17 protein-coding genes are annotated in these 22,774 nt (G+C 73.3%); 9 read left to right on the top strand and 8 right to left on the bottom strand.

Features of this window, described 5'->3' with window-relative positions:
* Window positions 1–36: 36 nt before the first annotated feature.
* Both NP048_RS15680 and NP048_RS15675 read left to right on the top strand, forming a co-directional pair.
* Window positions 37–2,466 (top strand): beta-xylosidase/alpha-l-arabinosidase, encoded by a 2,430-nt coding sequence (locus NP048_RS15680; RefSeq protein ID WP_372456808.1) that lies wholly within the window; start codon window positions 37–39, stop codon window positions 2,464–2,466.
* On the top strand, window positions 2,463–4,016 hold the full coding sequence (locus NP048_RS15675; RefSeq protein WP_227576554.1) for a glycoside hydrolase family 43 protein: 1,554 nt from the start codon (window positions 2,463–2,465) through the stop codon (window positions 4,014–4,016). Before NP048_RS15680 ends, NP048_RS15675 begins: the two co-directional genes overlap by 4 nt.
* A gap of 274 nt (window positions 4,017–4,290) precedes the next feature.
* Here NP048_RS15675 and NP048_RS15670 read toward each other — a convergent pair whose 3' ends face one another.
* The 5 genes from NP048_RS15670 to NP048_RS15650 are packed head-to-tail and all read right to left on the bottom strand — an operon-like array spanning window position 4,291 to window position 9,593.
* A complete protein-coding gene (locus NP048_RS15670) occupies window positions 4,291–5,313 on the bottom strand; it encodes an aldo/keto reductase (protein WP_227576553.1) in 1,023 nt (340 codons plus the stop codon).
* On the bottom strand, window positions 5,310–6,755 hold the full coding sequence (locus NP048_RS15665) for an LLM class flavin-dependent oxidoreductase (RefSeq protein ID WP_227576552.1): 1,446 nt from the start codon (window positions 6,753–6,755) through the stop codon (window positions 5,310–5,312). The genes NP048_RS15670 and NP048_RS15665 overlap by 4 nt, the downstream gene beginning before the upstream one ends.
* Window positions 6,752–7,624, bottom strand: coding sequence for an ABC transporter ATP-binding protein (locus NP048_RS15660; protein WP_227576551.1), 873 nt, complete (start codon window positions 7,622–7,624; stop codon window positions 6,752–6,754). The genes NP048_RS15665 and NP048_RS15660 overlap by 4 nt, the downstream gene beginning before the upstream one ends.
* Window positions 7,600–8,466 carry an ABC transporter permease gene (locus NP048_RS15655; RefSeq protein WP_227576550.1) on the bottom strand — a complete coding sequence of 289 codons (867 nt, stop codon included), beginning with the start codon at window positions 8,464–8,466 and terminating at the stop codon, window positions 7,600–7,602. Before NP048_RS15655 ends, NP048_RS15660 begins: the two co-directional genes overlap by 25 nt.
* Window positions 8,466–9,593 carry an ABC transporter substrate-binding protein gene (locus NP048_RS15650; RefSeq protein ID WP_227576549.1) on the bottom strand — a complete coding sequence of 376 codons (1,128 nt, stop codon included), beginning with the start codon at window positions 9,591–9,593 and terminating at the stop codon, window positions 8,466–8,468. Before NP048_RS15650 ends, NP048_RS15655 begins: the two co-directional genes overlap by 1 nt.
* Before the next feature lie 446 nt (window positions 9,594–10,039).
* Between NP048_RS15650 and NP048_RS15645 the strand changes: the two genes are divergently transcribed.
* Window positions 10,040–10,720, top strand: a complete 681-nt coding sequence (locus NP048_RS15645) for a hypothetical protein (RefSeq protein ID WP_227581503.1) — start codon at window positions 10,040–10,042, stop codon at window positions 10,718–10,720.
* 130 nt (window positions 10,721–10,850) lie between these two features.
* Window positions 10,851–11,381: an isopentenyl-diphosphate Delta-isomerase gene (gene idi / locus NP048_RS15640; protein WP_227576547.1), complete on the top strand. Its 531-nt coding sequence runs from the start codon at window positions 10,851–10,853 to the stop codon at window positions 11,379–11,381.
* 12 nt (window positions 11,382–11,393) lie between these two features.
* Here idi and NP048_RS15635 read toward each other — a convergent pair whose 3' ends face one another.
* The 3 genes from NP048_RS15635 to NP048_RS15625 all read right to left on the bottom strand — a co-directional run bounded on the left by NP048_RS15635 (window position 11,394) and on the right by NP048_RS15625 (window position 16,357).
* Window positions 11,394–12,461 (bottom strand): hypothetical protein, encoded by a 1,068-nt coding sequence (locus NP048_RS15635; RefSeq protein WP_227576546.1) that lies wholly within the window; start codon window positions 12,459–12,461, stop codon window positions 11,394–11,396.
* 213 nt (window positions 12,462–12,674) lie between these two features.
* Window positions 12,675–14,975, bottom strand: a complete 2,301-nt coding sequence (locus tag NP048_RS15630) for a rhamnogalacturonan lyase family protein (RefSeq protein WP_227576545.1) — start codon at window positions 14,973–14,975, stop codon at window positions 12,675–12,677.
* Window positions 14,976–15,145: 170 nt separating this feature from the next.
* Complete coding sequence (locus NP048_RS15625) at window positions 15,146–16,357, bottom strand: alpha-hydroxy acid oxidase (protein ID WP_227576544.1); 1,212 nt, start codon at window positions 16,355–16,357, stop codon at window positions 15,146–15,148.
* Between the two features lie 96 nt (window positions 16,358–16,453).
* Here NP048_RS15625 and NP048_RS15620 point away from each other — a divergent pair, with 96 nt between their 5' ends.
* From NP048_RS15620 to NP048_RS15600, 5 genes are all read left to right on the top strand, one after another.
* On the top strand, window positions 16,454–17,524 hold the full coding sequence (locus NP048_RS15620; protein WP_227576543.1) for a LacI family DNA-binding transcriptional regulator: 1,071 nt from the start codon (window positions 16,454–16,456) through the stop codon (window positions 17,522–17,524).
* Window positions 17,525–17,789: 265 nt separating this feature from the next.
* Window positions 17,790–18,779 carry an ABC transporter substrate-binding protein gene (locus NP048_RS15615; protein WP_227576542.1) on the top strand — a complete coding sequence of 330 codons (990 nt, stop codon included), beginning with the start codon at window positions 17,790–17,792 and terminating at the stop codon, window positions 18,777–18,779.
* A 77-nt stretch (window positions 18,780–18,856) separates the two neighbouring features.
* Window positions 18,857–20,407, top strand: coding sequence for a sugar ABC transporter ATP-binding protein (locus NP048_RS15610; RefSeq protein ID WP_227576541.1), 1,551 nt, complete (start codon window positions 18,857–18,859; stop codon window positions 20,405–20,407).
* Window positions 20,404–21,516 (top strand): ABC transporter permease, encoded by a 1,113-nt coding sequence (locus tag NP048_RS15605; RefSeq protein ID WP_227576540.1) that lies wholly within the window; start codon window positions 20,404–20,406, stop codon window positions 21,514–21,516. Before NP048_RS15610 ends, NP048_RS15605 begins: the two co-directional genes overlap by 4 nt.
* Entirely contained in the window at window positions 21,513–22,562 is a 1,050-nt protein-coding gene (locus NP048_RS15600) for an ABC transporter permease subunit (RefSeq protein ID WP_227576539.1), read from the top strand. Before NP048_RS15605 ends, NP048_RS15600 begins: the two co-directional genes overlap by 4 nt.
* Window positions 22,563–22,774 lie beyond the last annotated feature (212 nt).

Here is a 22,774-nt window from a genome sequence, read left to right as displayed (position 1 = left end):
TATCACCCTCGCCATCCTCCGAAGGAGCGCCACCTCGTGTCCGACACACCCGGCACCGCCACCCAGCACGTCGTGCCGGCGGCACCTGTCCTGCCCGCTGTCCCCGTCGTCTCCGAGCGCGTGCGCGACCTGCACGCCCGGATGACCCTCGAGGAGAAGCTGGCCCAGCTCGTCGGCTACTGGCTCGACCAGAACGGCACCGTGGCGCCGATGCAGTCGGAGATGGCCTCGGGCCAGAAGGACTCCGGCCAGCTCGCCGAGATCACCCGGCACGGCCTGGGCCACTACACGCGCGTCTACGGCACGCGTCCCGTGGAGCCCGCGGAGCGTGCGGCGTGGCTGTGGGCGGAGCAGCGTCGGCTCAAGCGCGAGACGCGCCTGGGCATCCCGGCGCTCGTCCACGAGGAGTGCCTGACGGGCCTGGCGGCCTGGCAGGCGGCGAGCTACCCGACGCCCCTGGCGTGGGGTGCGGCGTTCGACCCGGAGCTCGTGCACGAGGCGGCCCGCGCCATCGGCGACTCGATGCGCGAGCTCGGCATCCACCAGGGCCTCGCGCCCGTCCTCGACGTCGTCGGCGACCCCCGCTGGGGCCGCGTCGACGAGTGCATCGGGGAGGACCCGTACCTCGTCGGGACCGTCGGGACGGCGTACGTCCGCGGCCTGCAGGAGGCGGGGGTCCACGCGACCCTCAAGCACTTCGTCGGCTACTCCGCGTCGGCGGCCGGCCGCAACCACGCGCCCGTGCACGCCGGCCCGCGCGAGCTCGCCGAGATCTACCTGCCGCCGTTCGAGATGGCGGTGCGCGACGGCGGCGTCCGCTCGGTGATGAACTCCTACGCCGACGTCGACGGTGTGCCCGTCGCGGCGGACCCGCACTACCTCACCGAGATCCTGCGCGAGCAGTGGGGCTTCGACGGGGTCGTCGTCGCCGACTACTTCGCGGTCGCGTTCCTGCAGGTCATGCACGGCGTCGCCGCGGACCGCGGGGAGGCGGCCGCGCTCGCGCTGGCCGCTGGGCTCGACATCGAGCTGCCCACGGGCGACGCGTTCCTCGAGCCGCTGGCCGCGCGCGTGCGCGCCGGGCTGACCGACGAGGCGCTCGTGGACCGCGCGGTGCTGCGCGCGCTCGTGCAGAAGGAGGAGCTCGGCCTGCTCGAGCCCGACGCCTTCGAGGACGAGCCGCCCACCGAGATCGACCTCGACTCCCCGCGGCACCGTGACCTCGCGCTGCGGCTCGCGCGCGAGTCCGTCGTGCTCCTGTCGAACGACGGCGTCCTGCCGCTGGCCCAGCCGCGCCGCGTCGCCGTCGTCGGCCCCAACGCCGCGCGCCCCGAGGCGCTCATGGGCTGCTACTCGTTCGCCAACCACGTGCTCGCGCACCACCCCGACCTGCCGCTCGGCTTCGAGATCAGCAGCGTCCACGAGGCGCTCGCGGCGGCGCTGCCCGACGTCACGTACGCCGAGGGCTGCACGGTCGAGGGTGACGACACGAGCGGCTTCGCCGCCGCCGTGGCCGCCGCGACGGACGCCGACGTGGCGGTCGTCGTCGTCGGTGACCAGGCCGGGCTGTTCGGTCGTGGCACCGTCGGCGAGGGGAACGACGTGCAGTCCCTCGAGCTGCCGGGCGTGCAGCGCCAGCTCGTCGAGGCGCTCGTCGCCACGGGGACGCCCGTCGTCATGGTCATGCTCACCGGCCGGCCCTACGCGATCGGGTGGGCGCTGGACGGCGAGGGCCCGCGCCCTGCCGCGGTCCTCCAGGCGTTCTTCCCCGGCGAGCGCGGCGGGGACGCGATCGCGGAGCTGCTGACCGGTGCCGCGAACCCGTCGGGCCGGCTCCCCGTCTCGCTGCCGCGCGCCGCCGGTGCGCAGCCGTTCCGCTACCTGCACCCGATCCTCGGCGGACGCTCCGACGTCACGTCGACGGACCCGACGCCCGTGCGTCCCTTCGGGTTCGGCCTGTCGTACACGTCGTTCGCGTACGACGACCTCCAGGTCGACCCGACCGTGGACTCCGCGGGCGAGTTCACCGCCTCCGTCACCGTGACCAACACGGGCGACGTCGCCGGCGCGGACGTCGTCCAGCTCTACGGGCGCGACCTGGTCGGCTCGGTCGTGCGGCCCGTGTCCCAGCTGCTCGGGTACGCCCGCGTCGAGCTGGCCCCGGGCCAGTCGCGCCGCGTCACGTTCCGGGTGCCCACGACGCGCCTCGCGCTCGCCGACCGCCGGCTCGTGCGCGTCGTCGAGCCCGGTGACGTCCAGGTCTGGGTCGCGTCGCACGCCGCGGTCACGGACCCCGGCGACGTGGCGGACGCCACGGGCGGGGCGATCACCAGCGCCCGCGAGGTGACTCGGCGCATGGTGCCGGGGCAGAGTACGCCGCACGCCGTCCTGCAGGTCACGGGCGCCGTGCACGAGATCACCGCCGAGGACCGGCGGATCGTCGACGTGGAGGTCAACGACGCATGAGCACCGTGAAGAACCCCATCCTGCCGGGGTGCTACCCCGACCCCTCGATCTGCCGGGTGGGCGACGACTACTACCTCGTCACCTCGACGTTCGAGTACCTCCCGGGGTTGCCGGTGCTGCACAGCCGCGACCTGGTCACGTGGGAGACGATCGGCCACGTCGTCGACCGTCCCGGCCAGCTGGACTACGCCGGGATCGAGTCGTCGGGGGGCCTGTACGCGCCGACGATCCGCCACCACGACGGCCTGTTCTGGGTCATCTGCACGCTCGTGGGCCAGCCGCAGGGCAACCCGGGCGGCAACTTCCTCATGACGGCGACGGACCCCGCGGGCCCGTGGTCCGACCCGATGTGGCTCGACGCCGACGGCATCGACCCGTCGATCTTCTTCGACGACGACGGCCGCATCTGGGTCCATGGCACGCGTCTGGCGCTGGAGCCGGAGTGGTTCCACCAGACCGAGGTCTGGATCCGCGAGCTCGACCCCGAGACCAAGAAGCTCACGGGACCGGAGCACGTGGTGTGGTCGGGTGCCGTCAAGGGCGCCGTCTGGGCGGAGGCGCCGCACCTCTACAAGGTCGACGGCACGTACTACCTGATGGCAGCCGAGGCGGGCACCGAGTTCCACCACGCCGAGAGCATCGCGCAGGCCGACGTCGTCACGGGGCCGTACACCGGCACCCGCGGCAACCCGATCCTCACGCACCGGCACCTGGGGCGGCAGCACCCGGTCGTCGGGGCCGGTCACGCGGACCTCGTCGAGGCGGCGGACGGCTCCTGGTGGGCCGTGCTGCTCGCGATGCGCACGTACGGCGGCTACCACTACCCGCTGGGCCGTGAGACGTTCCTCGTCCCCGTGGTCTGGGAGGACGGCTGGCCGGTCTTCGCGCCGGGCGTCGGCAAGGTCCCGGACGAGGTCGAGGTGCCGTTCGCCACGGGCCCCGCGAGCGGGCTCGTGCAGGGTCTCGCGTCGGGCACGGTCCCCGCGGACGACCCGCGCTGGACCGCGGTGCGGGCGCTGCCCGCGCAGGTCGCGACCGCTGCCGGCGAGGGCTGGGACCTGCCGCTGCGTCCCGCGACGCTGGCGGACGTCGACGTCCCCGCGTTCCTGGGCCTGCGGCTGCAGCACCAGGACGCGGACCTCGTGGCGCGCGTCGCCGTGGACCTCGCCGACGGCGAGGAGGTCGGCGTGGCCGTGCGGCAGTCCGAGAAGGACCACGTGCGCCTGGCCGTCACGCCGGACGGTGACGCCCTGCGGGCGCGGGTCGTGCACCGGCAGCGCGGCGAGGACCGCGTGCTGGGCGAGGCCACGCTCGCGGCGGGTGCGCCGCTGACGCTGTCCGTGCGAGCGCGCGGCGTCGACCTCGAGCTCCTCGTCGCCACGGGCGACTCCGAGCCCGTCGTCGTCGGCACGGCCCTGGCCACCGACCTCGACACCGTGGCGACCGGCGGCTTCCTGGGCCTGTGGCTCGGGGTCTACGGCACGAGCAACGGCGCGGCGACGAGCACCGTCGCCCACGTCGAGCGCGTGGACTACGTCCCGACGGTCTGACGACCAGAACTGGATTGCACTCTCACCCCTGGGGGTGGGGCACGCTGGCCCCGACCCCCAGGGGGAGGGCACGCCCGGCCCCTCCCCCCGGACCTGGACGGCACCCCCTCCCTGGTGAGAGTGCAATCCAGTGCACCCCCCTCCCTGGTGAGAGGGCAATCCAGTTCACCCAGGCCCCCGTCGGCGGCAGGTCACGCGACTGGATTGCACTCTCACGCCCTGGGGTGGGGGCAGCCCTACCCCTCGCTCGTGAGAGTGCAATCCAGTTCTCGTGTCAGCGGCGGCGGGTGGACGCGTCCGTGATCGACGGCGGGTGCCAGCCGGCGTCGGCGGGGTTGAGGGTGACGCCCGGCGGGACGATGCGGTCGATCTCGTCGAGGACGTCAGCCGAGAGGCGGACGTCGAGCGCGGTGAGGGCCGCGTCCAGGTGGGCCTGGGTGCGGGGCCCGATGATCGCGCTGGACACCGCCGGGTGCTCCAGGACGAAGCCGAGCGCGAGCTGCAGCAGGGTCAGCCCGGCCGCCTCCGCCACCTTCGACAGCTGCTGCACGGCCTCCGCCTTGGTGCGGTTCTCCGGCAGTGACGGGTCGTGGCGGCCCGGCTGACGCTGATGGCGCGGCGAGTCGCCGCGCCCCCCGTCGAGCGGACGGCCCGACAGCCAGCCCCCGGCCAGCGGGCTCCACGGCAGCACTCCCAGCCCGTACTCGAGGGCCAGCGGCAGCACCTCGCGCTCGACGCCCCGCGCCAGGATCGAGTACGGCGGCTGCTCGGTCACGGGCCGCACGAGGCGGCGGTCGGCCGCGACCCACTGCGCCTGCACGATCTGCGACGGCAGGAACGTGGAGGTCCCGACGTACAGCACCTTGCCGGCGCGCACGAGGTCGTCGAGCGCACCGAGCGTCTCGTCGATCGCGGTGCCCGGCTGCGGGCGGTGCACCTGGTAGACGTCGATGCGGTCGGTCTGCAGGCGGCGCAGCGAGTCCTCGACGGCCCGCACGATCCACCGCCGCGAGTTACCCGCGTGGTTGACCTCGTCGGACAGCCGGCCGTGGACCTTCGTCGCCAGCACGACGTCGTCCCGACGCCCGGCGAGCGCCTTGCCGACGATCGTCTCGGACTCTCCGCGCGAGTAGACGTCGGCGGTGTCGACGACGTTGATCCCGGCGTCGAGCGCGCGGTGCAGGATCGCAGCGGAGTCCTCGTGGTCGGGGTTGCCCCACGCGCCGAAGTTCATGGTCCCCAGCGTCAGCGGGGACACCTGGACCCCGGTGCGGCCGAGCGTGCGGTACGTCGTCATGCCTGTGCTCCTTCGTGGGTGGTGCTCGTGGTGGTCGGGACGGGGGTGGTCGGGTCGGCAGTGGCGGGGTGGGCGACGACCCCGACGCCCAGCCGGGACCCGTCACGGTGCCGCGGGTGCTCCGGGCGGGCCAGGCCGTAGTGCTCGCGCAGTGTCGTGCCGGTGTACTCGCTGCGGAACAGGCCGCGGTCGACGAGAACGGGGACGACCTGGTCGACGAAGTCCTCCAGGCCCGACGGCAGCACCGCGGGCATGATGTTGAACCCGTCGGCCGCGCCCGCGTCCCACCACTCCTGGATGGCGTCGGCCACCTGCTCGGCGGTGCCGGAGAACGTGCGGTGCCCGCGCCCGCCGCCGAGGCGGCCGATGAGCTGGCGCACGGTGAGCCGCTCGCGCCGCGCGAGCTCGACGATCAGCGTGTACCGCGACTTGGCACCCTCGATCTCCTCCTCGCTCGGCAGGTCCGCGGGCAGCTCGCGGTCCAGCGGCAGGTCCTCCGGGTCGACGCGCAGCGTCTTGGCGAGCTGCACGCGGGCGAACTCGGGGCGGATCAGCCGGTCGAGCTCGTCCTCCTTCGCCCGCGCCTCCGCCTGCGTCGCACCGATGACAGGCACGATGCCCGGCAGCACGAGCAGCCCCGCGGGGTCGCGCCCCCACTCGACCGCGCGTCGCTTGAGGTCGTACGAGAACGCGAGCGCGTCGTCGAGGGTCTGCTGCGCCGTGAACACCGCCTCGGCGTAGCGGGCCGCCAGGTCCTTGCCGTCCTCCGACGAACCGGCCTGCACGAGCAGCGGGTACGCCTGCGGCGACCGGGGCGTGGTCAGGGCGCCGGCCACGCGGAAGTGCTCGCCGACGTGCTCGGGCGGGTGGATGCGGCCGGAGTCGCCCCACACCCCGTCGACCTTGTCGCCGATCTCGACGTCGTCCTCCCACGAGTCCCACAGCTTCAGCGCGACGTCGATGAACTCCGCGGCGCGCTGGTACCGGGCGTGGTGGGACGGCAGGTCCTCGTACCCGAAGTTGCGGGCGGCCTCGAGGTGCGCGGTGGTGACGATGTTCCAGCCCGCGCGGCCGCCGCTGATGTGGTCGACCGACGCGAACCGGCGCGCCAGGTTGTACGGGTCGTTGTAGGTGGTCGACGCGGTCGCGATGAGACCGATGCGGCTGGTCACCGCCGCGATCGCGGCCAGCACGACCGTCGGCTCCAACGTGCCCGACGGACGCCGGCCGACGTCGCGGAACAGCGCGGGGCCGTCGGCGAAGAAGATCGAGTCCAGGTGCCCGCGCTCGGCGGTCTGCGCGAGGCGCTGCAGGTACGCGATGTTCGTGCTCTGGTACGACGGGTCGGACTCCGGCAGCCGCCACGACGCCTCGTGGTGGCCGGTGCTCATGAGGAACGCGTTGAGGTGCAGCTGCCCCTCGCGGCGGGGTCGGGTGGTCATGGGGTGCTCCTGTCGGTGGCGGAGGTGGTCGGGCGGCCGGGGACGACCGGCGGGACGCCGAGGGCGTCGAGCAGCTCGCGGCGCAGGGCCACGTACCCGGGGTCGCCCGGGTCGCGGTGGGCGACGGGTGTGTCGAGGGCGATGCGCCCTTCGTCGAGCACGACGACGCGGTCGGCCAGCACGATCGCCTCGTCGACGTCGTGCGTGACGAGCAGGACCGCGGGCAGGTGCCGTGCGCACAGGTCGCGCAGCAGCGCGTGCATGCGCGTGCGGGTCAGCGCGTCGAGCGCGCCGAACGGCTCGTCGGCCAGGAGCAGCTGCGGCTCGCGCACGAGCGACCGTGCGAGGGACACGCGCTGCTGCTCGCCCCCGGACAGCTCCGTGGGCCAGGCGCGCTCGCGGCCCGCCAGCCCCACCTCGGCCAGCCGCTCGGCACCGAGCTCGCGGGCACCCGCGCCGCGCAGCCCGAGCGTCACGTTGTCGAGGACGCGCGCCCACGGCAGCAGCCGGGAGTCCTGGAAGACCACCGACACGCGCTCGGGCACGGCGATCGTGCCCGTGCCGTGCACGTCGTGGTCGAGCCCGGCGAGCGCGCGCAGCAGCGTGCTCTTGCCGGAGCCGCTGCGGCCCAGGATCGCGACGAACTCCCCGGCCGCGATCGTCAGGTCCAGGCCGCGCAGCACGCGGCCGTCGCCCTCGCCGAGCCCGTAGGCCCGCACCAGGTCGCGGACGACGACCGACCCGTCCTGCGTGGTCACGCGCTCGTCCGCGAGGACGCCGTGGGCGGGCGCCGGGACGTCGGAGCGGGCGGGGACGCGCGCGTCCTCGGTGGGGCCCGGGGCCGTCAGCCCGCCAGCGTGCGCCGCCATGTCAGGGCCCTCCTCTGCACGAGACGCACGAGCAGGTCGGAGCCGTAGCCGAGGATCCCGTACAGGACCAGGCCGACGACGATGACGTCGGTCTGCCCGTACGTGCGGGCCAGCTCCATCATGTAGCCGATGCCGGCGGTGCCGTTGATCTGCTCGACGACCACGAGCGCGAGCCAGCAGCCGGTGACGGCGAACCGCAGGCCCAGCAGGAAGCCCGGCAGCGCACCGGGCAGCACGACCTTGGTGAGGAAGTCCCACCGCGTCAGCCCGACGGTCTCGGCCAGCTCCACGTAGCGGGCGTCGATGGTCCGCAGCCCGTTGTGCGTGTGGATGTACACGGGGATGAGGACGCCCAGCAGGATCGTGACGACCTTCATCGTCTCGCCGATGCCGAGCCACAGGATCAGCAGCGGCAGCAGTGCCAGGCTCGGGATGGCCCGCTTGAGCTGCACGGGACCGTCGACGATCGCCTCGCCCCAGCGGCTCAGTCCGGCGACGACCGCGAGCACGGTCCCGGCGACGATCCCGAGCGCGAGCCCGGACATCGCGCGCCCGGCCGACACCGCGAGGTGCTGCTGGAGGCGACCGTCGGCGATCAGGTCGGCGCCCGTCGTGACGACCGTCCACGGCGCGGACAGGGTGCGCTGGTCGATGAACCCGACAGCTGAGCCGGCGGACCACACCGCCAGCAGCACGCCGAGCCCGATGAGGGCACCACCGCGCAGCGGACGGCCGGGGCCGAGCCGCCGGACGGTCCGTGACGTGCGTCGGCCGACCACGGGCACGGCAGGCCGGGTGGCGGGCGCCCGGGTCGTGCCCCGGGGCAGTGACAGGGTCGCCATCAGCCGGCCTCCTTCTCACGGTAGTCGGCCGCGGCCTGCGCGAGGACGGGCGCGAACCGCTCGTCCCACAGGTCCGCGGCGTCGAGCACGTCGTTGCCGGTGGCCTCGGCGAGCAGCTCGACGGTCTTCTGGTGCGCGGCGATGTGCTCGGTCCAGTCCTCGGGGATGTCCGGCGTGCCGGCGCGCTCGACGAGGTAGTCGGCGTCGGCCGGGCTCAGGCCCTGGTCGGCGACGTAGTAGCCGGCCTTCCACTCCTCGGGGTGGTCGTGGACCCACAGCTTGGCCTGCGCCCACAGCCGCACGTAGGCGCGCAGCGCAGCCGCCTTGGCGGGGTCCGTGGTCACGGATGTGGGGACGTACAGGTGGCTCGGGTCGTCGCGCAGGCCGTGGCGCACGGTGTGCGCGCCGTCGGAGCCGTACTTGTCGAGGTAGCGGGCGATCTGCACGCCCCCGATGGGGGCGATGTCGACCTCACCGGCGGCGAGCGCGGTGGTGTAGACGTCGCCGTTGCTGGGCAGTTCGACGAGCGTGACGTCGTCCTGCGTCAGCCCCGCCTCCTTCAGCGCGCGCAGCACGATGACGCCCTGCGCCTGGCCCGGCGAGTACGCGACGCGGTGGCCCTTGAAGTCCTCGAGCGTCTCGACGCCGTCGACTCCGGGGGCGACGCCGAACTCGTAGATCGGGTTCTTCTGCCAGTTCTCGCGGTACACGGCGGCGACGATCTTGACGTCGAGGCCGGTCCACTCGGCGTGGATGGGCGGGATGTCGGCGACGGCACCCACGTCGAGGGCACCGGCGCGGAACGCCTCCGTGGTCTGCGGCCCGCCCGACAGGTTGGCCCACTCGATGGTGAAGCCCAGGTCGGAGTCCAGGTCGTCGCCCGCGATCTCGACGGCCTTCTGCGTCGTCGGGTCACCGACCACCAGGGTCGTGCCCGCGGGGATCTCGGTCGGCAGCTCGGCGGTGACGGCGGCAGCCGTCGTGGGGTCGTCGGCCGACGCGCCGCCGGCGCACGCCGCGAGCAGCGCGGGCAGGAGGGTCGCGGTGGCGACCACGGCGCGGCGGTGACGTGCGGCGCGGCGGTGACGCGCGGCGCGGCCGGGCGTCTCGGGAGGTGCGTACGGCATGGCGAGGCCTTCCGGGCAGGGTGGGACGCCGTCGTCGAGGACGCGGCGGTGTCGGGCGGGGCGCGGGGGTGCGTCGGACCGCCCTGTGGGCCCAGGGGTGGCGGGCGACGGGCGGGGACGTGCGGGGGGAGGGGAGGCCGGGTGCCGTGGCGGCGGTCGGCCGGGGCGACGTGGTCGCAGCGCGACGCGTCAGGGCGGCGAGGCGCTGGTCAGCGACAGCTCGTGGCCGGACACGACCGACACGCACGGGCGAGCAGCGGGGACGCTGCGGCGTGCGGGGCGGTGGTCATGGGGACGACAATGGCATACCGGAATGGTCGGGAATAACCCGGTGATCGCATCCTGAGACGACACGCGTGGTTGGCTCGCTCTCGTACCCGCCTCCCGCCCCGCCCGGCGGGCAGGATGGCGGCATGCGGACGCGCGGGCGGGTGCGGTGTGTCGTCATGCTGGGAGTGGGGGCGGCGCTGACGGGGTGCGCCGGGTCGGCGCCGCCAGCGGGGGAGTCCTCGCCGGCCGAGGTCGCGCCCGCCGCCGACTGCGCCGTGCGCGAGACGCTTGAGGCCTTCGGGACCGGCGGTCGCGCGGACCTGCCCCCCGCACCGGCCGCCGGCACGGTCCCGGCCGGGTTCGAGCCGGTCGCCGCCGTGGAGTGCCGGATGCCGGAGATCACGGTCCTGCCGGCGCCGGAGCCACGCCAGCTCCTGGAGCCCGGCGAGCTGTCGGTCCCGGGTGCCGAGGACCCCGGGGACCTGCAGCCCGGAGAGACCCTGCCGGGCGGCGCCGTGGTGGCACCGGGGGACACGGCACCCGTCCCGCCGCTCGCGGACGTCGCACCGGCTCCCGCACCCGCTCCGACGCCCGGCACGTCCGTCGACGTCGTACGGCTCGAGGGCGACCTCGACCCGCTGCTGCAGCAGCTCGCGCGTCCGGACGTCCCGGCGAGCCCCGACCAGGCCTGCATGGCGATGTTCCAGGTCGTCCCCGTGCTCTACCTGCTCGACGCCCACGACCGCGCCGTGCGCGTGCGCTGGCCGAGGGACGCGTGCGGCTTCCTGCTCGGGGGTGCCCACGAGAGCCTCGCCGGGCTGCGCGAGACCTCACGGACGACGATCACCCTGCCCTGAGGTCGCGGCCGCCGACCGGTCCGACTTGCTCGGGCCACGAGGACGAGACACCGTAGGCGTCTGCGGTCCCCGGCCCCGCCTGCCGCGCACGACGCAGGCCCGGCGGACACGCGCGAGAGGGCTGGACGCGATGGCGGAGACGGACCTGGTCGAGCTGGTCGACGAGGACGGGCGCGGCACCGGTTCCACGACCGTGGGCGAGGCGCACGCCGCGCCGGGGCGTCTGCACCGCGCCTTCTCCGTGGTCCTGACCCGGTCCGACGGGCAGATGCTCCTGCAGCGGCGCGCCGACGCCAAGCTCAGGTTCCCCGGCCTGTGGACCAACTCCTGCTGCGGCCACCCGCTGCCGGGCTCCGACGTGCGCGACCGTGCGGCGCTGCGCGTGCGCGAGGAGCTGGGGGTGGAGCTCGTGGACGCGCGCGAGGTCGGCACGTTCGTGTACCGGGCGGCCGACGCGTCGTCGGGACACGTCGAGCGCGAGCACGACCACGTCATCGTCGGACGCTGCGCGGGTGACCTGCGCCCCGACCCGGACGAGGTGTCGCAGACGGAGTGGGTCACGTCGCAGCGCGCGCACGAGCTGGTCGCGGCCGGCCTGGTGACCCCCTGGTTCGCCGACGTCCTGCGCCTGGTCGACACCGCCACCGACGCCACCGTCTGACCCCGCTCGGCGTCAGGAGGCGGCCGGGGCGGCGGCGACCGTCCACCACGTGCAGGGAGCGGGGGTCCAAGAGGTCGTCGGGCCGTCGGGCGTGCCCGCGAGGAGAGCGCCCGTCTGCGTGTGCAGCAGCCGCACGCGCGAGCCCTGACGCCACGGCCCGCCGCCGTCGACGACCACGCGCCACGTGTCGGCGGGGTCGTGCACGGTGCGCAGGCAGGGCGTCCCGCCGAGGACGGTGAGCGCGCGACCGCACGAGACGAGGTGGATCGTCGTGCCGTCGACGAGCAGGGACGCGTCCGCGGTGGGGACCCACGTCGTCGTGCCGGACGTGCGCAGCGCGGGTGCGCCGTCCGCGACGACGAGCAGGCGGCCCGTCGCGACGTGCGCGAGCGCGAGCGGTTCGCCCGCCCGCACGCGCGCGGCCGGGTGCCGCGACGCACTGGGCAGGGACGGTGGCGTGCGCGGCGCGTACGCGTGGCGGAAGAACCCCCGCCACAACCGTCCGTTGTCCGCCCGCCACCCGTCGGGCGTCTCGACGAGCGTCACCTCGCGCCGCGGGGTGTTCGGGTCGAGCAGCGTGAGCACGACCTCGCCCGTCGCGTCGTCACGCGTGAAGCCCGTCGCGACGACCTGGTGGTTGTCGCCCGAGCGCAACGGGGTCCGCGCGACGACCATCCCCAGCACCACCGGCCGACCCTGCGCGAGCGCCCGCAGGATCGCGGGCAGCTCGCGGCGCGTCCGCGTGCGGACCCCCGCGACGGGGCCCACGTCACCGTCCGGCAGCACCGACCAGGTGACGAACCGCAGCGCCGAGCGCGACCGGAACGAGTCGAGCTGGCGGCGCCGCAGGTGCTCGGCCAGGACGTGCCCGTCCGGCGGCACCCGGCCGGGGGCGAACAGCTCCGCCCCCCACGCCGGGACGTCACGGCCCGCCGTCAGGTGGTCGAGCACCGAGTACGACATGCCGCCGCACCGCCCGGCCGTCTGCACCGGTGTGCCGTCCGGCAGCGTGAGAAGCACGTTGACGAACTTGTTGGCGAACGCGTACGCCGCGTGCGTCGGGTCGATCCTGTCGGTCACGTCGTCCTCCCGTCGCACACCCTCACACATCGCGGGGCGGCGCGGCTGCTGACGCACCCCGCGCCACCGCGACGCACGTCGGGGGACGTGGGGTGACTGGATTGCACTCTCGCGCCCAAGGGCGATGGGGAGGGGCGGGAGCAGGGTGACTGGATTGCACTCTCGCGCCCAAGGGGGGGTTCCCCCTGGGCGTGAGAGGGCGATCCAGTTGCGTCAGCGGACGTAGAGCCGCGGTTGCGGGGGAGCCGTGAACGGGTCGCCCAGGAAGAACGACGGGTGCGGCGGCTGGTTGTAGGCGGTGTTCTGCCAGGCGAGCGCGACCCGGTACATCGAGTCGTGCAGCAGCGTGTGCACCCGGTGCGACGTCACGGTCGGCGTCGCGTAGATGCGCAGCGCACCCTCGTCGGACCGCGCCCAGATCACCTCCTCGCGCCAGTCTCCGAGGATGTCGCCCGACAGCACGGGCGTCGACTTGGTGCCGTTGTTCGCACGGACGTCCGACCCCGTCAGCAGGCGGGTCTCCCCGCCGGTGCCGTACTTGTCGACCTTCGTGCCGTCGAGCAGCTCGCGCACCGGGTCGCCGTCCCACCAGGCCAGGAAGTTCGCCGACGACGGCTTGCGGCCCACGGACGCGCCGTTCGCGGCGTTGCGCAGGTCCGCCTCGGCCGACGACCACGCCTCCGCACCGGGGCTGCCGGCCCACACGTCGGCCGCGACGCCGCGCCCGTTGTCCGCGCCCGTGCCACTGCGCCACAGCGTCTGGCCGGTGCGCGCGTCGGCGACCCACATGTTGGGCTGCGCCTTGTCCTCGGTGACCTTGAAGTACTCCAGACCCGGTCGCGACGGGACGAGGTCGCCCACGTGCCCGGCGTCGCCGTGCCCCGTGCCGTTGACCCACAGGCCGCGCCCGTCGTCGTCGATGGTCGCGGCGCCGTACACGACCTCGTCGCGCCCGTCGCCGTCGACGTCCGCGATCGACAGCGAGTGGTTGCCCTGACCGGCGTACGCGGCGTTGCCGGCCGTCGAGCTGTTCGAGTCGAACGTCCACCGGCGTGTCAGCTGCCCGTCGCGGTAATCCCACGCGGCCACGACGGCACGCGTGTAGTAGCCGCGCGCCATGATGATCGACGGCCGCTGCCCGTCGACGTACGCGGTGCCGGCGAGGAACCGGTCGACGCGGTTGCCGTAGGAGTCGCCCCAGCTCGACACCATCCCGCGGGGCGGCACGTAGTCGGTGGTCGCGCCGACCGCTCCGGTGTCGCCGCGGAAGACCGTGAAGTACTCGGGGCCGGACAGCACGTAGCCCTCGCCGTTGCGGTGGTCGGCGTTCGCGTTGCCGATGACCTGCCCCGTGCCCGAGCGCGTGCCGTCGGCGGTCTTGACGGCGACCTCGGCCCTGCCGTCGCCGTCGTAGTCGTACACCTGGAACTGCGTGTAGTGCGCGCCGGCACGGATGTTGCGGCCCAGGTCGATGCGCCACAGGCGTTGGCCCTGCAGCGTCACGCCGTCGAGGTAGACGTTGCCGGTGACGCCGGCCTGGCTGTTGTCCTTGGCGTTCGACGGGTCCCACTTCAGGACGACGTCGAGGTCGCCGTCGCCGTCGAGGTCCCCGACGGACCCGTCGTTGATGACGTGGTCGGACGACGGCCGCTGCACGGGGACGTCGAGGTAGCCGTTGCCGAGGGTCAGCGACGGCCCGGACGCGGCCTGCTCGGCACCGTTCTCGACGGCCCGCACGGTGTACCGGGCGGTCGCGGACGCCCCGGCGTCGAGGTGGTTGGTCGAGCCGGTGACCGGCGACGACGTGATGCGTGTGCCGTCGCGGTAGACGTGGAACCCGGTGCCGCGGTCCTCGTAGCCGAGCAGGCGCCACTGCACGAGGTTCCCGTTGCCGGACCGCACGGAGATCAGGCCGCGGTCGAGGTCCTCGAGCTGGCGCGCCCCGGGGACGGGCGTCGTCGGGACGGGGTTGGGCGTGGACGTCGGCTGCTGCGTGGGCGTGGGCGTCGGCGTGGGCGTCGGCGACGCGGTGGGCGTGGGCGACGCGGTGGGCGTCGGCTGCTGCGTGGGGGAGGCGGTCGGCGTGGTCGTCGTCGGGGCGACCGACCCCGTGCACGTCGTGCCGTTGAGCGAGAACGACGTCGGGGCGGGGTTGGTCGTGCCGTCGGACGTGCCGTTGAACCCGAACGCGATCTGCCCACCGGACCCGACGGCCCCGTTCCACGCCGCGTTGCCGACGGACACCTGCGAGCCGGACTGCGTCGCGGTGCCGTTCCACGCCTGCTGCACGCTCTGCCCGGCGGTGAACGCCCAGGTCAGCGTCCAGCCGTTGAGCGCGTCACCGAGGTTGTCGACGCGGACGTCCGCCCCGAAGCCGCCGTGCCACTGGTTCGTGACCGTGTAGGTGACCTTGCACGCCACGGCGGCCGACGCGGCCGAAGCCGTGGCGAGGACACCGAGCGTGGTGGCGGTGGCGGCGACCGCCGCGAGTGCTGCCGTGCTGCGACGTCGCATGCGCCGGACCTCTTCCTGGGTCGTCCGTCGTGGACCGCGGGGACGCCGGGTGCGCACGTGGACGCACAGCGCTTCGAGGTCGAGGCGACCGTAGGCGTGAGCGCCCTGCGCCGCAGGTCTCCGAATCATTTAGCGCCGCCACACCGGGGCGGACGCGGCCCCGGGTCGGGTCAGGGGAGGCGCACGTGCCGCTCACCGAGCCCGCTGACCTCGCTCACCCCCAGCAGCGCCATCGTGCGCCGCACCTCGCGCTCGAGGATCTGCACCGCCCGGTCCACGCCGCGCTCGCCGCCCGCCATCAGGCCGTAGAGGTACGCGCGACCGACGAGCGTGCCGCGGGCCCCGAGCGCCAGCGCGGCCACGACGTCCGACCCGTGCGTGATGCCCGTGTCGACCCAGACCTCGGTGCGGTCGCCGACCGCGTCGAGCACGTCGGGCAGCAGACGCAGTGGCACGGGCGCCTTGTCGAGCTGCCGCCCGCCGTGGTTCGAGAGCACGACCGCGTCGGCGCCCGCGTCGGTCACGCGGCGCGCGTCCTCGACGGTCTGGACGCCCTTGATGATCAGCGGACCGTCCCACGACGCGCGCAGCCACTCGAGGTCGGCGATGGTCATGGTCGGGTCGAAGAGCTGGTCGAGCAGGTCGGCCACGGTCCCGCTCCAGGAGCTGAGGGACGCGAAGGTCAGCGGGTCCGTGGTCAGCAGGTTCGCCCACCAGGCCGGGTGCGTGGCCGCGTCGAGCACGGTCCGCGCGGTCAGGGACGGCGGGATCGAGAACCCGTTGCGGACGTCGCGCAGCCTTGCGCCGGCGACCGGCACGTCGACCGTCAGCATGAGCGCCTCGTACCCGCAGGCCCGCGCGCGCGCCATGAGGTCCTCGCCCGCGGCACGGTCCTTCCACACGTACAGCTGGAACCACCGGCGCGCGTCGGGCGCCGCGGCGGCGACGTCCTCGATCGACGTCGTGCCCATGGTCGACAGCGCGTACGGGACGCCGCGGCGCTGCGCGACGCGCGCGACGGCCCGCTCACCCTCGTGGTGCATGAGCCGCGTGAAGCCGGTCGGGGCGAACGCGAACGGCAGCGCCGACGGCCGGCCCAGGTACGACGTCGTCGTGTCGACGTGCGACACGTCCTGCAGGACCGACGGGCGCAGCTCGAGGTCGCGGAACAGCCGGCGCGCGCGGCGCAGCGTGAGCTCGCCCTCGGCGGCGCCGTCGGTGTAGTCGAAGACCGCGCGCGGGGTCCGGCGTCGGGCGACGCGGCGCAGGTCGGCGATCGTCAGCGCGTCCTCGAGGCGGCGCTGCACGGGGTCGAGCCGCACCGGCCGGGGGCGCACGAGGGGTGCGAGCTCGGACCATCTCGGCAGCCGGCGGTGGGTCACCCGGGCCTCCTCTCGGCGGTGCGCGACGGCGGTCGCGGAAAACACGCGTCCGTCGGACCTGTGCCCACGATAGGTCGGACGTGCGAGGCTGGGCGGGTGAGCACGCCGCCCCTGTCGCCCGCGAACGCCCGTCCGCGGCCACCCGCCATCACGGACGTGGCGACGGTGGCCGGTGTGTCGTACCAGACGGTCTCGCGGGTCATCAACGACCACCCCAACGTCGCGACCGACACGCGCGAGCGGGTCCTCGACGCGATGCAGCGCCTCGGCTACCGGCGCAACATCGCAGCGCGCGCGCTCAAGACGCGACGCACGGGCGTGTTCGGCGTGGTCTCCTCGGGTTCGCACCTGTTCGGGCCGACGCGCACGCTCGTGTCGATCGAGCAGGCGGCGCGGGCCAAGGGCCTCTTCGTGTCCCTCGCGACCGTCGACCTGCAGCACAAGGACGAGGTCACGGCCGCGATCGAGCACCTGCTCGACCAGGGCGTCGACGGGATCGTCGTCATCGCGTCGCACGACGAGGCCGCCGCCGCGGTGCTCGAGTCGACGACGCAGGTGCCGGTCGTGGTCGCGGGTCGCACCGGTGGCGAGCACGGCCTGGCGGTCGCGATCGACCAGGAGGCGGGCGCGAAGGTCGCGACGCAGCACCTGCTGGACCTGGGTCACCGCGACGTGCTGCACCTGGCCGGTCCGGCGCCGTGGGTCGACGCGCGCGCACGGGCCGTCGGCTTCCGCGAGACGATGGCGGCCGCCGGCCTGGCGCCGCGCACGCTGTGGGCGGACGACTGGAGCGCCGAGGTCGGCTACCTCGCGGGCCAGGAGCTCGTGGCGCGGGTGCGGCGCCGGCGCTCGACCCTGCCGACGGCGATCTTCGCGGCCAACGACCTGCTGGCGCTGGGCATGATGCACGCGCTCGCGGACGCGCGCCTGAAGGTGCCGCACGACGTGTCGGTCGTGGGCTACGACGACGGCGACGGCTCGGCGCACTTCGTCCCGCCACTGACCACGGTCGCGCAGGAGCTCGAGGAGCTCGGCTACCGCTGCGTCGAGCTGCTGCTGGACGCGCGCGACGGGGTGGCGACGTCGTCGTCGGTGTCGGTGTCGCCGCGGCTCCTGGTCCGCGAGAGCACGGCGCCGCCGCGCGACCCGGCGCGGGTGCTGCTCTGAGGGGGAAAGATCCGGTTGACGGGGAGAGGAGGAGGGTCCGCGGAAGGGTGACGGGCGTCGGTGCAGGTGGGGCCGTCCGTGGCATGTGATCGCTCACACCGATGGGTGAACACCGGGTTTCTGGCCCCTGGCCTGCGGTGACGCTCGTGATCGAACCGCAACCTCAACGCGTTGACGTGCCCCCTGAGAACGTTCACACTCATCCCGTCACGCATCCCTGGATAGGTCGACGAGGACGTCGGCCAGCTGCTCGAGGAGGAGTTGCATGAAGGGCATCAACCGCGCCCGGACCGGTCTCGCCGGTGCCGTCGCGACGTTCACGATCCTGGCCCTCGCGGCCTGCGGCGGCGGCTCGGACACCGCAGCCGACGGCGGCGACACCGGCGACGGGGGCAGCGACCTCATCCGCGTCGGGTTCTCGCAGCTCGGCGCCGAGTCCGGCTGGCGCACCGCCAACACCGAGTCGGTCAAGGAGAGCCTGTCGAAGGACAACGGGTTCGACCTGAAGTTCGTCGACGCGCAGCAGAAGCAGGAGAACCAGATCAAGGCGCTGCGCGACTTCATCGCGCAGGACGTCGACGTCATCGCGTTCTCCCCGGTCATCGAGACCGGCTGGGACGAGGTCCTGCAGGAGATCAAGGACTCCGGCATCCCCGTCGTGCTCGTCGACCGCACCGTCGACACCACGGTCGACGACCCGTTCGTCACCTGGATCGGTGCCGACTTCAAGGCCGAGGGCACCACCGCTGGCGAGTGGGTGGCCGAGAACGCGCCCGACGCCAAGATCTTCGAGCTGCAGGGCACGCTCGGCTCCGGTGCGCAGGTCGACCGCGAGGAGGGCTTCGGCGAGGTCGTCGGGGAGCAGATCATCGGCAAGGCGTCCGGCAACTTCACGCGCGCCGAGGGCAAGACGGCCGTCGAGGCCGCCCTGCAGGCGTACCCCGACATGACGATGATCTTCACCCACAACGACGACATGGGCCTGGGTGCCATCGAGGCCATCGAGGCCGCCGGCAAGGTGCCCGGCAAGGACATCCAGATCGTGTCCGTCGACGGCGTGCGCGACGGGCTGCAGGCGCTCGTCGACAAGAAGTTCAACTTCGTCGTCGAGTGCAACCCGGTCTTCGGCGACCAGCTGGCCGAGCTCATCACGAAGGTCTACGACGGCGAGGACGTGCCGAAGGAGACCATCGTGATCGACAAGGCGTTCGACCAGACGATCACGCAGGCCGACGTGGACGCCCGCGCGTACTGACGTGCGAGCGACGTCCCGGGCGCACCGGCCCACGAGCCGGTGCGCCCGGGGCGCCCGTCGAGCAGGAGAGGACACCGATGTCCGCAGCACCCCCCGCCCCCGTCGTGCAGATGACGGGCATCTCGATCGCCTTCCCGGGCGTCAAGGCCCTCGACGACGTCGGCTTCCGCCTGTTCCCGGGTGAGGTGCACGCCCTCATGGGTGAGAACGGCGCCGGCAAGTCCACGCTCATCAAGGCGCTGACCGGCGTGTACTCGATCGACTCGGGCCGTATCGAGGTCGACGGTCACGACCTGCGCTTCGACGGGCCCAGCCAGGCGCAGGCTGCCGGCATCTCGACCGTCTACCAGGAGGTCAACCTCTGCGCGAACCTCACGGTGGCCGAGAACGTCATGCTCGGCCACGAGGTGCGCCGCGGCCCTTTCATCGACTGGCGCGCCACACGACGCCGCGCCGCCGAGTACCTCGCGCGCCTCAACCTCGACGTCGACCCGCGCTCGATGCTGTCGTCGCACACGATCGCCGTGCAGCAGCTCTGCGCGATCGCGCGGGCGCTCGTCGTCGACGCGAAGGTGTTGATCCTCGACGAGCCGACGTCGAGCCTCGACAACGCCGAGGTCGCCGAGCTGTTCCGCGTCGTGCGCCAGCTCAAGGCGGACGGTGTCGCCGTCCTGTTCGTCTCGCACTTCCTCGACCAGATCTACGAGATCTCCGACCGCGTCACCGTGCTGCGCAACGGCCGGTTCGTCGGTGAGCACCGCATCGAGGACCTGCCGCGCCGCCAGCTCATCGCCGCGATGATCGGGCGGTCGGGCGACGCGCTCGCCGGCATCGAGGAGAAGGCGCGCTCGACGATCACGATCCACTCGGAGCGGGAGACGCCCTTCCTCACGGCCGTCGGCCTGGGCAAGAACGGCTCCGTCCAGCCGTTCGACGTCAACCTGTACGCCGGGGAGATCCTCGGCGTCGCGGGGCTGCTCGGCTCGGGGCGGACCGAGATGGCGCGGCTGCTGTCCGGCGCCGACCGGCCCGACAACGGCGAGGTCCACGTCCAGAGCAGGCTGACGCGGCTCACGTCGCCGCTCGCGGCGCTCGCCCACGGCATCGCGTACTCCACCGAGGACCGCAAGAAGGAGGGCATCGTCGCCGACCTCACGGTCCGCGAGAACATCGCCCTGGCCCTGCAGGCCCGCCGCGGCACCTGGCGTCCCCTGCCGCGCCGGCAGCTCGACGACGTCGTCGCGAAGTACATCACCGCGCTGCAGATCAGCCCGCCCAACCCGAACGCGTTGATTCGCAACCTGTCCGGCGGCAACCAGCAGAAGGTGCTGCTGGCCCGCTGGCTGGCCACCGCACCGCGGCTGCTCATCCTCGACGAGCCCACGCGTGGCATCGACGTCGGCGCCAAGGCCGAGATCCAGAAGCTCGTGACCGAGCTGGCCCAGGACGGCATGTCCGTCGTGTTCATCTCCTCCGAGCTCGAGGAGGTCCTGCGCCTGAGCCAGCGGCTCGTCGTCATGCGGGACCGGAAGAAGGTCGACGACCTCGTCAACACCGACGACGTGACCACGTCGACCATCCTCGAGACCATCGCCGCGACCGTCCCCCCGAGCGGAGCCCACGCATGACCCCGACCACCCCCGCGCCCGCCCCAGCGGCGTCCCGCGGTGCCGCCGTCTGGCGCGAGGTCACCCACCACGGCCTGTTCTGGCCGCTCCTCGCGCTGGTCCTGCTGATCCTCGCCTGCGGTGCGGCGAGCCCCGGCTTCCTCGACGTCACGGTCCGCGACGGCCACCTGTTCGGCCAGATCGTCGACTTGCTGCGCAACAGCGCGACGCCGCTGCTGCTCGCACTCGGCATGTGCCTCGTCATCGCGACCGGCGGCATCGACCTGTCCGTGGGTGCGGTCATGGCGATCGCGCTCGCGGTGTCGCTCACGTACCTCGACAACGCGGCCGACCCGCGGGCGGTCCCCACGGTGCTCACGGCGATCGTGCTCGGCCTGGCCGTCGGGGCGCTCGGCGGGGCGTTCAACGGTGCGATGGTCGCCGGGCTGGGCATCCAGCCGTTCATCGCGACGATGATCCTCATGGTCGCCGGGCGCGGCATCGCGATGCTCATCACGAAGGGGCAGATCACCACCGTCACGAGCCCGCCGTTCAAGACCATCGGCTCCGGGTTCTTCCTGGGCGTGCCGACGCCGGTCGTCATCGCGATCGCCGCGTTCGTCATCGTGGTCGTGGTCGTGCGCCGCACCGCGCTGGGCATGTTCCTCGAGTCGATCGGCATCAACCGCGAGGCCAGCCGGCTCGCGGGCGTCCGGGCGCGCCGCACGACGTGGACCGTCTACGTCATCGCCGGCGTGCTCGCGGCGCTCGCCGGGCTCGTGTACGGGGCCCCGACGATGGCGGCGGACGCCAACAACATCGGCCTGATGAAGGAGCTCGACGCGATCATGGTCGTCGTGCTCGGCGGCACGAAGCTCGACGGCGGCCGCTTCTACCTCGGGGGGCTGCTCGTCGGCGCCATGCTGCTGAGCACCCTCGAGCGTGCCGTCATCATCTTCCAGCTCCCGTCGCAGACGACGCCCCTGTTCAAGGCCCTCGTACTCATCGCGGTCTGCGTGGCGGCGTCGCCGACGCTGCGCGCGATGCTGCGCGGACGACGACGGGCCGACCGGGAGGACACCCCGGCCGCCCCGGTCGAGACGACGAACGCCGCGGAGGTGACGGCATGAGCACCGAGGAGATGGTCCGTACGCACGGAGCGCCCCCGACGGTCGTGACGCGGGCGCGGCGGGCGCTCAGCAGCCTGGACCGCCGGTTCCTGCCCGTCCTGGGCACGCTGCTCACGCTGGCGCTGATGCTGGGCATCGGTCAGCAGCGGTACTCGACCGACCGGGTCGACTTCGTCAGCATGAAGCTGCTGTCGAACCTGCTCGTCGACAACTCCTACCTGCTGGTGCTCGCCGTCGGGATGACGTTCGTCATCCTCACCGGCGGCATCGACCTGTCGGTGGGAGCGGTCGTCGCGCTCGTCGGGCTGTCGATCGCGGAGATGTTCACCGCGGGCCTGCCGCTGCCGGTGGTGCTCGTCGTCGCCGTGCTGATCGGCACGTCGTGCGGGCTGCTCATCGGCGTGATGGTGCAGGTGTTCGACATCCAACCCTTCATCGCGTCGCTCGCGGTCATGTTCCTCGCGCGCGGCCTGGCGAACGTCATCAGCGTCAACTCGCTGAAGATCGACGACGAGGGGTTCTCGGCGCTCGCGGCGTGGGGCCTGAAGTTCGGCGAGGGCCGTCAGCTGTGGCGCATCAACGCCAGCATGCTCATCGCGATGGCCGTGCTGCTCATCGCCTTCCTCGTCCTGCACTACACCCGGTTCGGCCGGTCCGTGTACGGGCTGGGCGCCGGTGACGGGGGAGCCGCGGTCAACCTCATGGGCCTGCGACCCGCGCGCACCCGCGTCTGGGTGTACGTCATCTCCGGCACGTGCGCCGGTATCGCCGGGGTGCTGTTCGCGCTGTACACGAAGTCCGGCTTCAACCTCACGGGCGTCGGCATGGAGCTCGACGCGATCGCGGCCGTGGTCATCGGCGGCACCCTGCTGTCCGGCGGCGTCGGGTTCGTGCTCGGCACCGGCGCCGGGGTGCTCGTGTACGGGCTGATCCAGGTGCTCATCGCCCGCGAGGGCCTGGAGTCCTGGTGGACCCGCGTGTTCATCGGCGTCGTCCTGCTGGCGTTCGTCATCCTGCAGCGCGTCCTCGCCGTCCGCCGCCACTGACCCCACCCCACCCACCCCACCCACCCCACCCACCCCTCCACCCCCCAGGCGTGAGAGTGCAATCCAGCACCCCCGCGTACCAGGCGTGAGAGTGCAATCCAGCACCCCTCGCAAGCGTGAGAGTGCAATCGAGCACGCACTCACGCCTGGGGTGGGTAGTTGGATTGCACTCTCACGCCCAGGGTGGGTGGCTGGATTGCACGCTCACGCCT

The sequence above is a fragment of the Cellulomonas xiejunii genome (genome assembly GCF_024508315.1).
GTDB classification, from domain to species: domain Bacteria; phylum Actinomycetota; class Actinomycetes; order Actinomycetales; family Cellulomonadaceae; genus Cellulomonas; species Cellulomonas xiejunii.
The sequence above is the reverse complement of the archived record's forward strand: the minus strand, read 5'-3'. Positions and strand labels throughout refer to the sequence as shown.

Bases quoted from the DNA above. Each gene is read 5' to 3' on its own strand.
- NP048_RS15675 (WP_227576554.1), top strand. From the start codon at position 2,463: ATGAGCACCGTGAAGAACCCCATCCTGCCGGGGTGCTACCCCGACCCC.
- NP048_RS15670 (WP_227576553.1), bottom strand. From the start codon at position 5,313: ATGACGACGTACCGCACGCTCGGCCGCACCGGGGTCCAGGTGTCCCCG.
- NP048_RS15665 (WP_227576552.1), bottom strand. From the start codon at position 6,755: ATGACCACCCGACCCCGCCGCGAGGGGCAGCTGCACCTCAACGCGTTC.
- NP048_RS15660 (WP_227576551.1), bottom strand. From the start codon at position 7,624: ATGGCGGCGCACGCTGGCGGGCTGACGGCCCCGGGCCCCACCGAGGAC.
- NP048_RS15655 (WP_227576550.1), bottom strand. From the start codon at position 8,466: ATGGCGACCCTGTCACTGCCCCGGGGCACGACCCGGGCGCCCGCCACC.
- NP048_RS15650 (WP_227576549.1), bottom strand. From the start codon at position 9,593: ATGCCGTACGCACCTCCCGAGACGCCCGGCCGCGCCGCGCGTCACCGC.
- NP048_RS15645 (WP_227581503.1), top strand. From the start codon at position 10,040: ATGCTGGGAGTGGGGGCGGCGCTGACGGGGTGCGCCGGGTCGGCGCCG.
- idi (WP_227576547.1), top strand. From the start codon at position 10,851: ATGGCGGAGACGGACCTGGTCGAGCTGGTCGACGAGGACGGGCGCGGC.
- NP048_RS15630 (WP_227576545.1), bottom strand. From the start codon at position 14,975: ATGCGACGTCGCAGCACGGCAGCACTCGCGGCGGTCGCCGCCACCGCC.
- NP048_RS15615 (WP_227576542.1), top strand. From the start codon at position 17,790: ATGAAGGGCATCAACCGCGCCCGGACCGGTCTCGCCGGTGCCGTCGCG.
- NP048_RS15610 (WP_227576541.1), top strand. From the start codon at position 18,857: ATGTCCGCAGCACCCCCCGCCCCCGTCGTGCAGATGACGGGCATCTCG.
- NP048_RS15605 (WP_227576540.1), top strand. From the start codon at position 20,404: ATGACCCCGACCACCCCCGCGCCCGCCCCAGCGGCGTCCCGCGGTGCC.
- NP048_RS15600 (WP_227576539.1), top strand. From the start codon at position 21,513: ATGAGCACCGAGGAGATGGTCCGTACGCACGGAGCGCCCCCGACGGTC.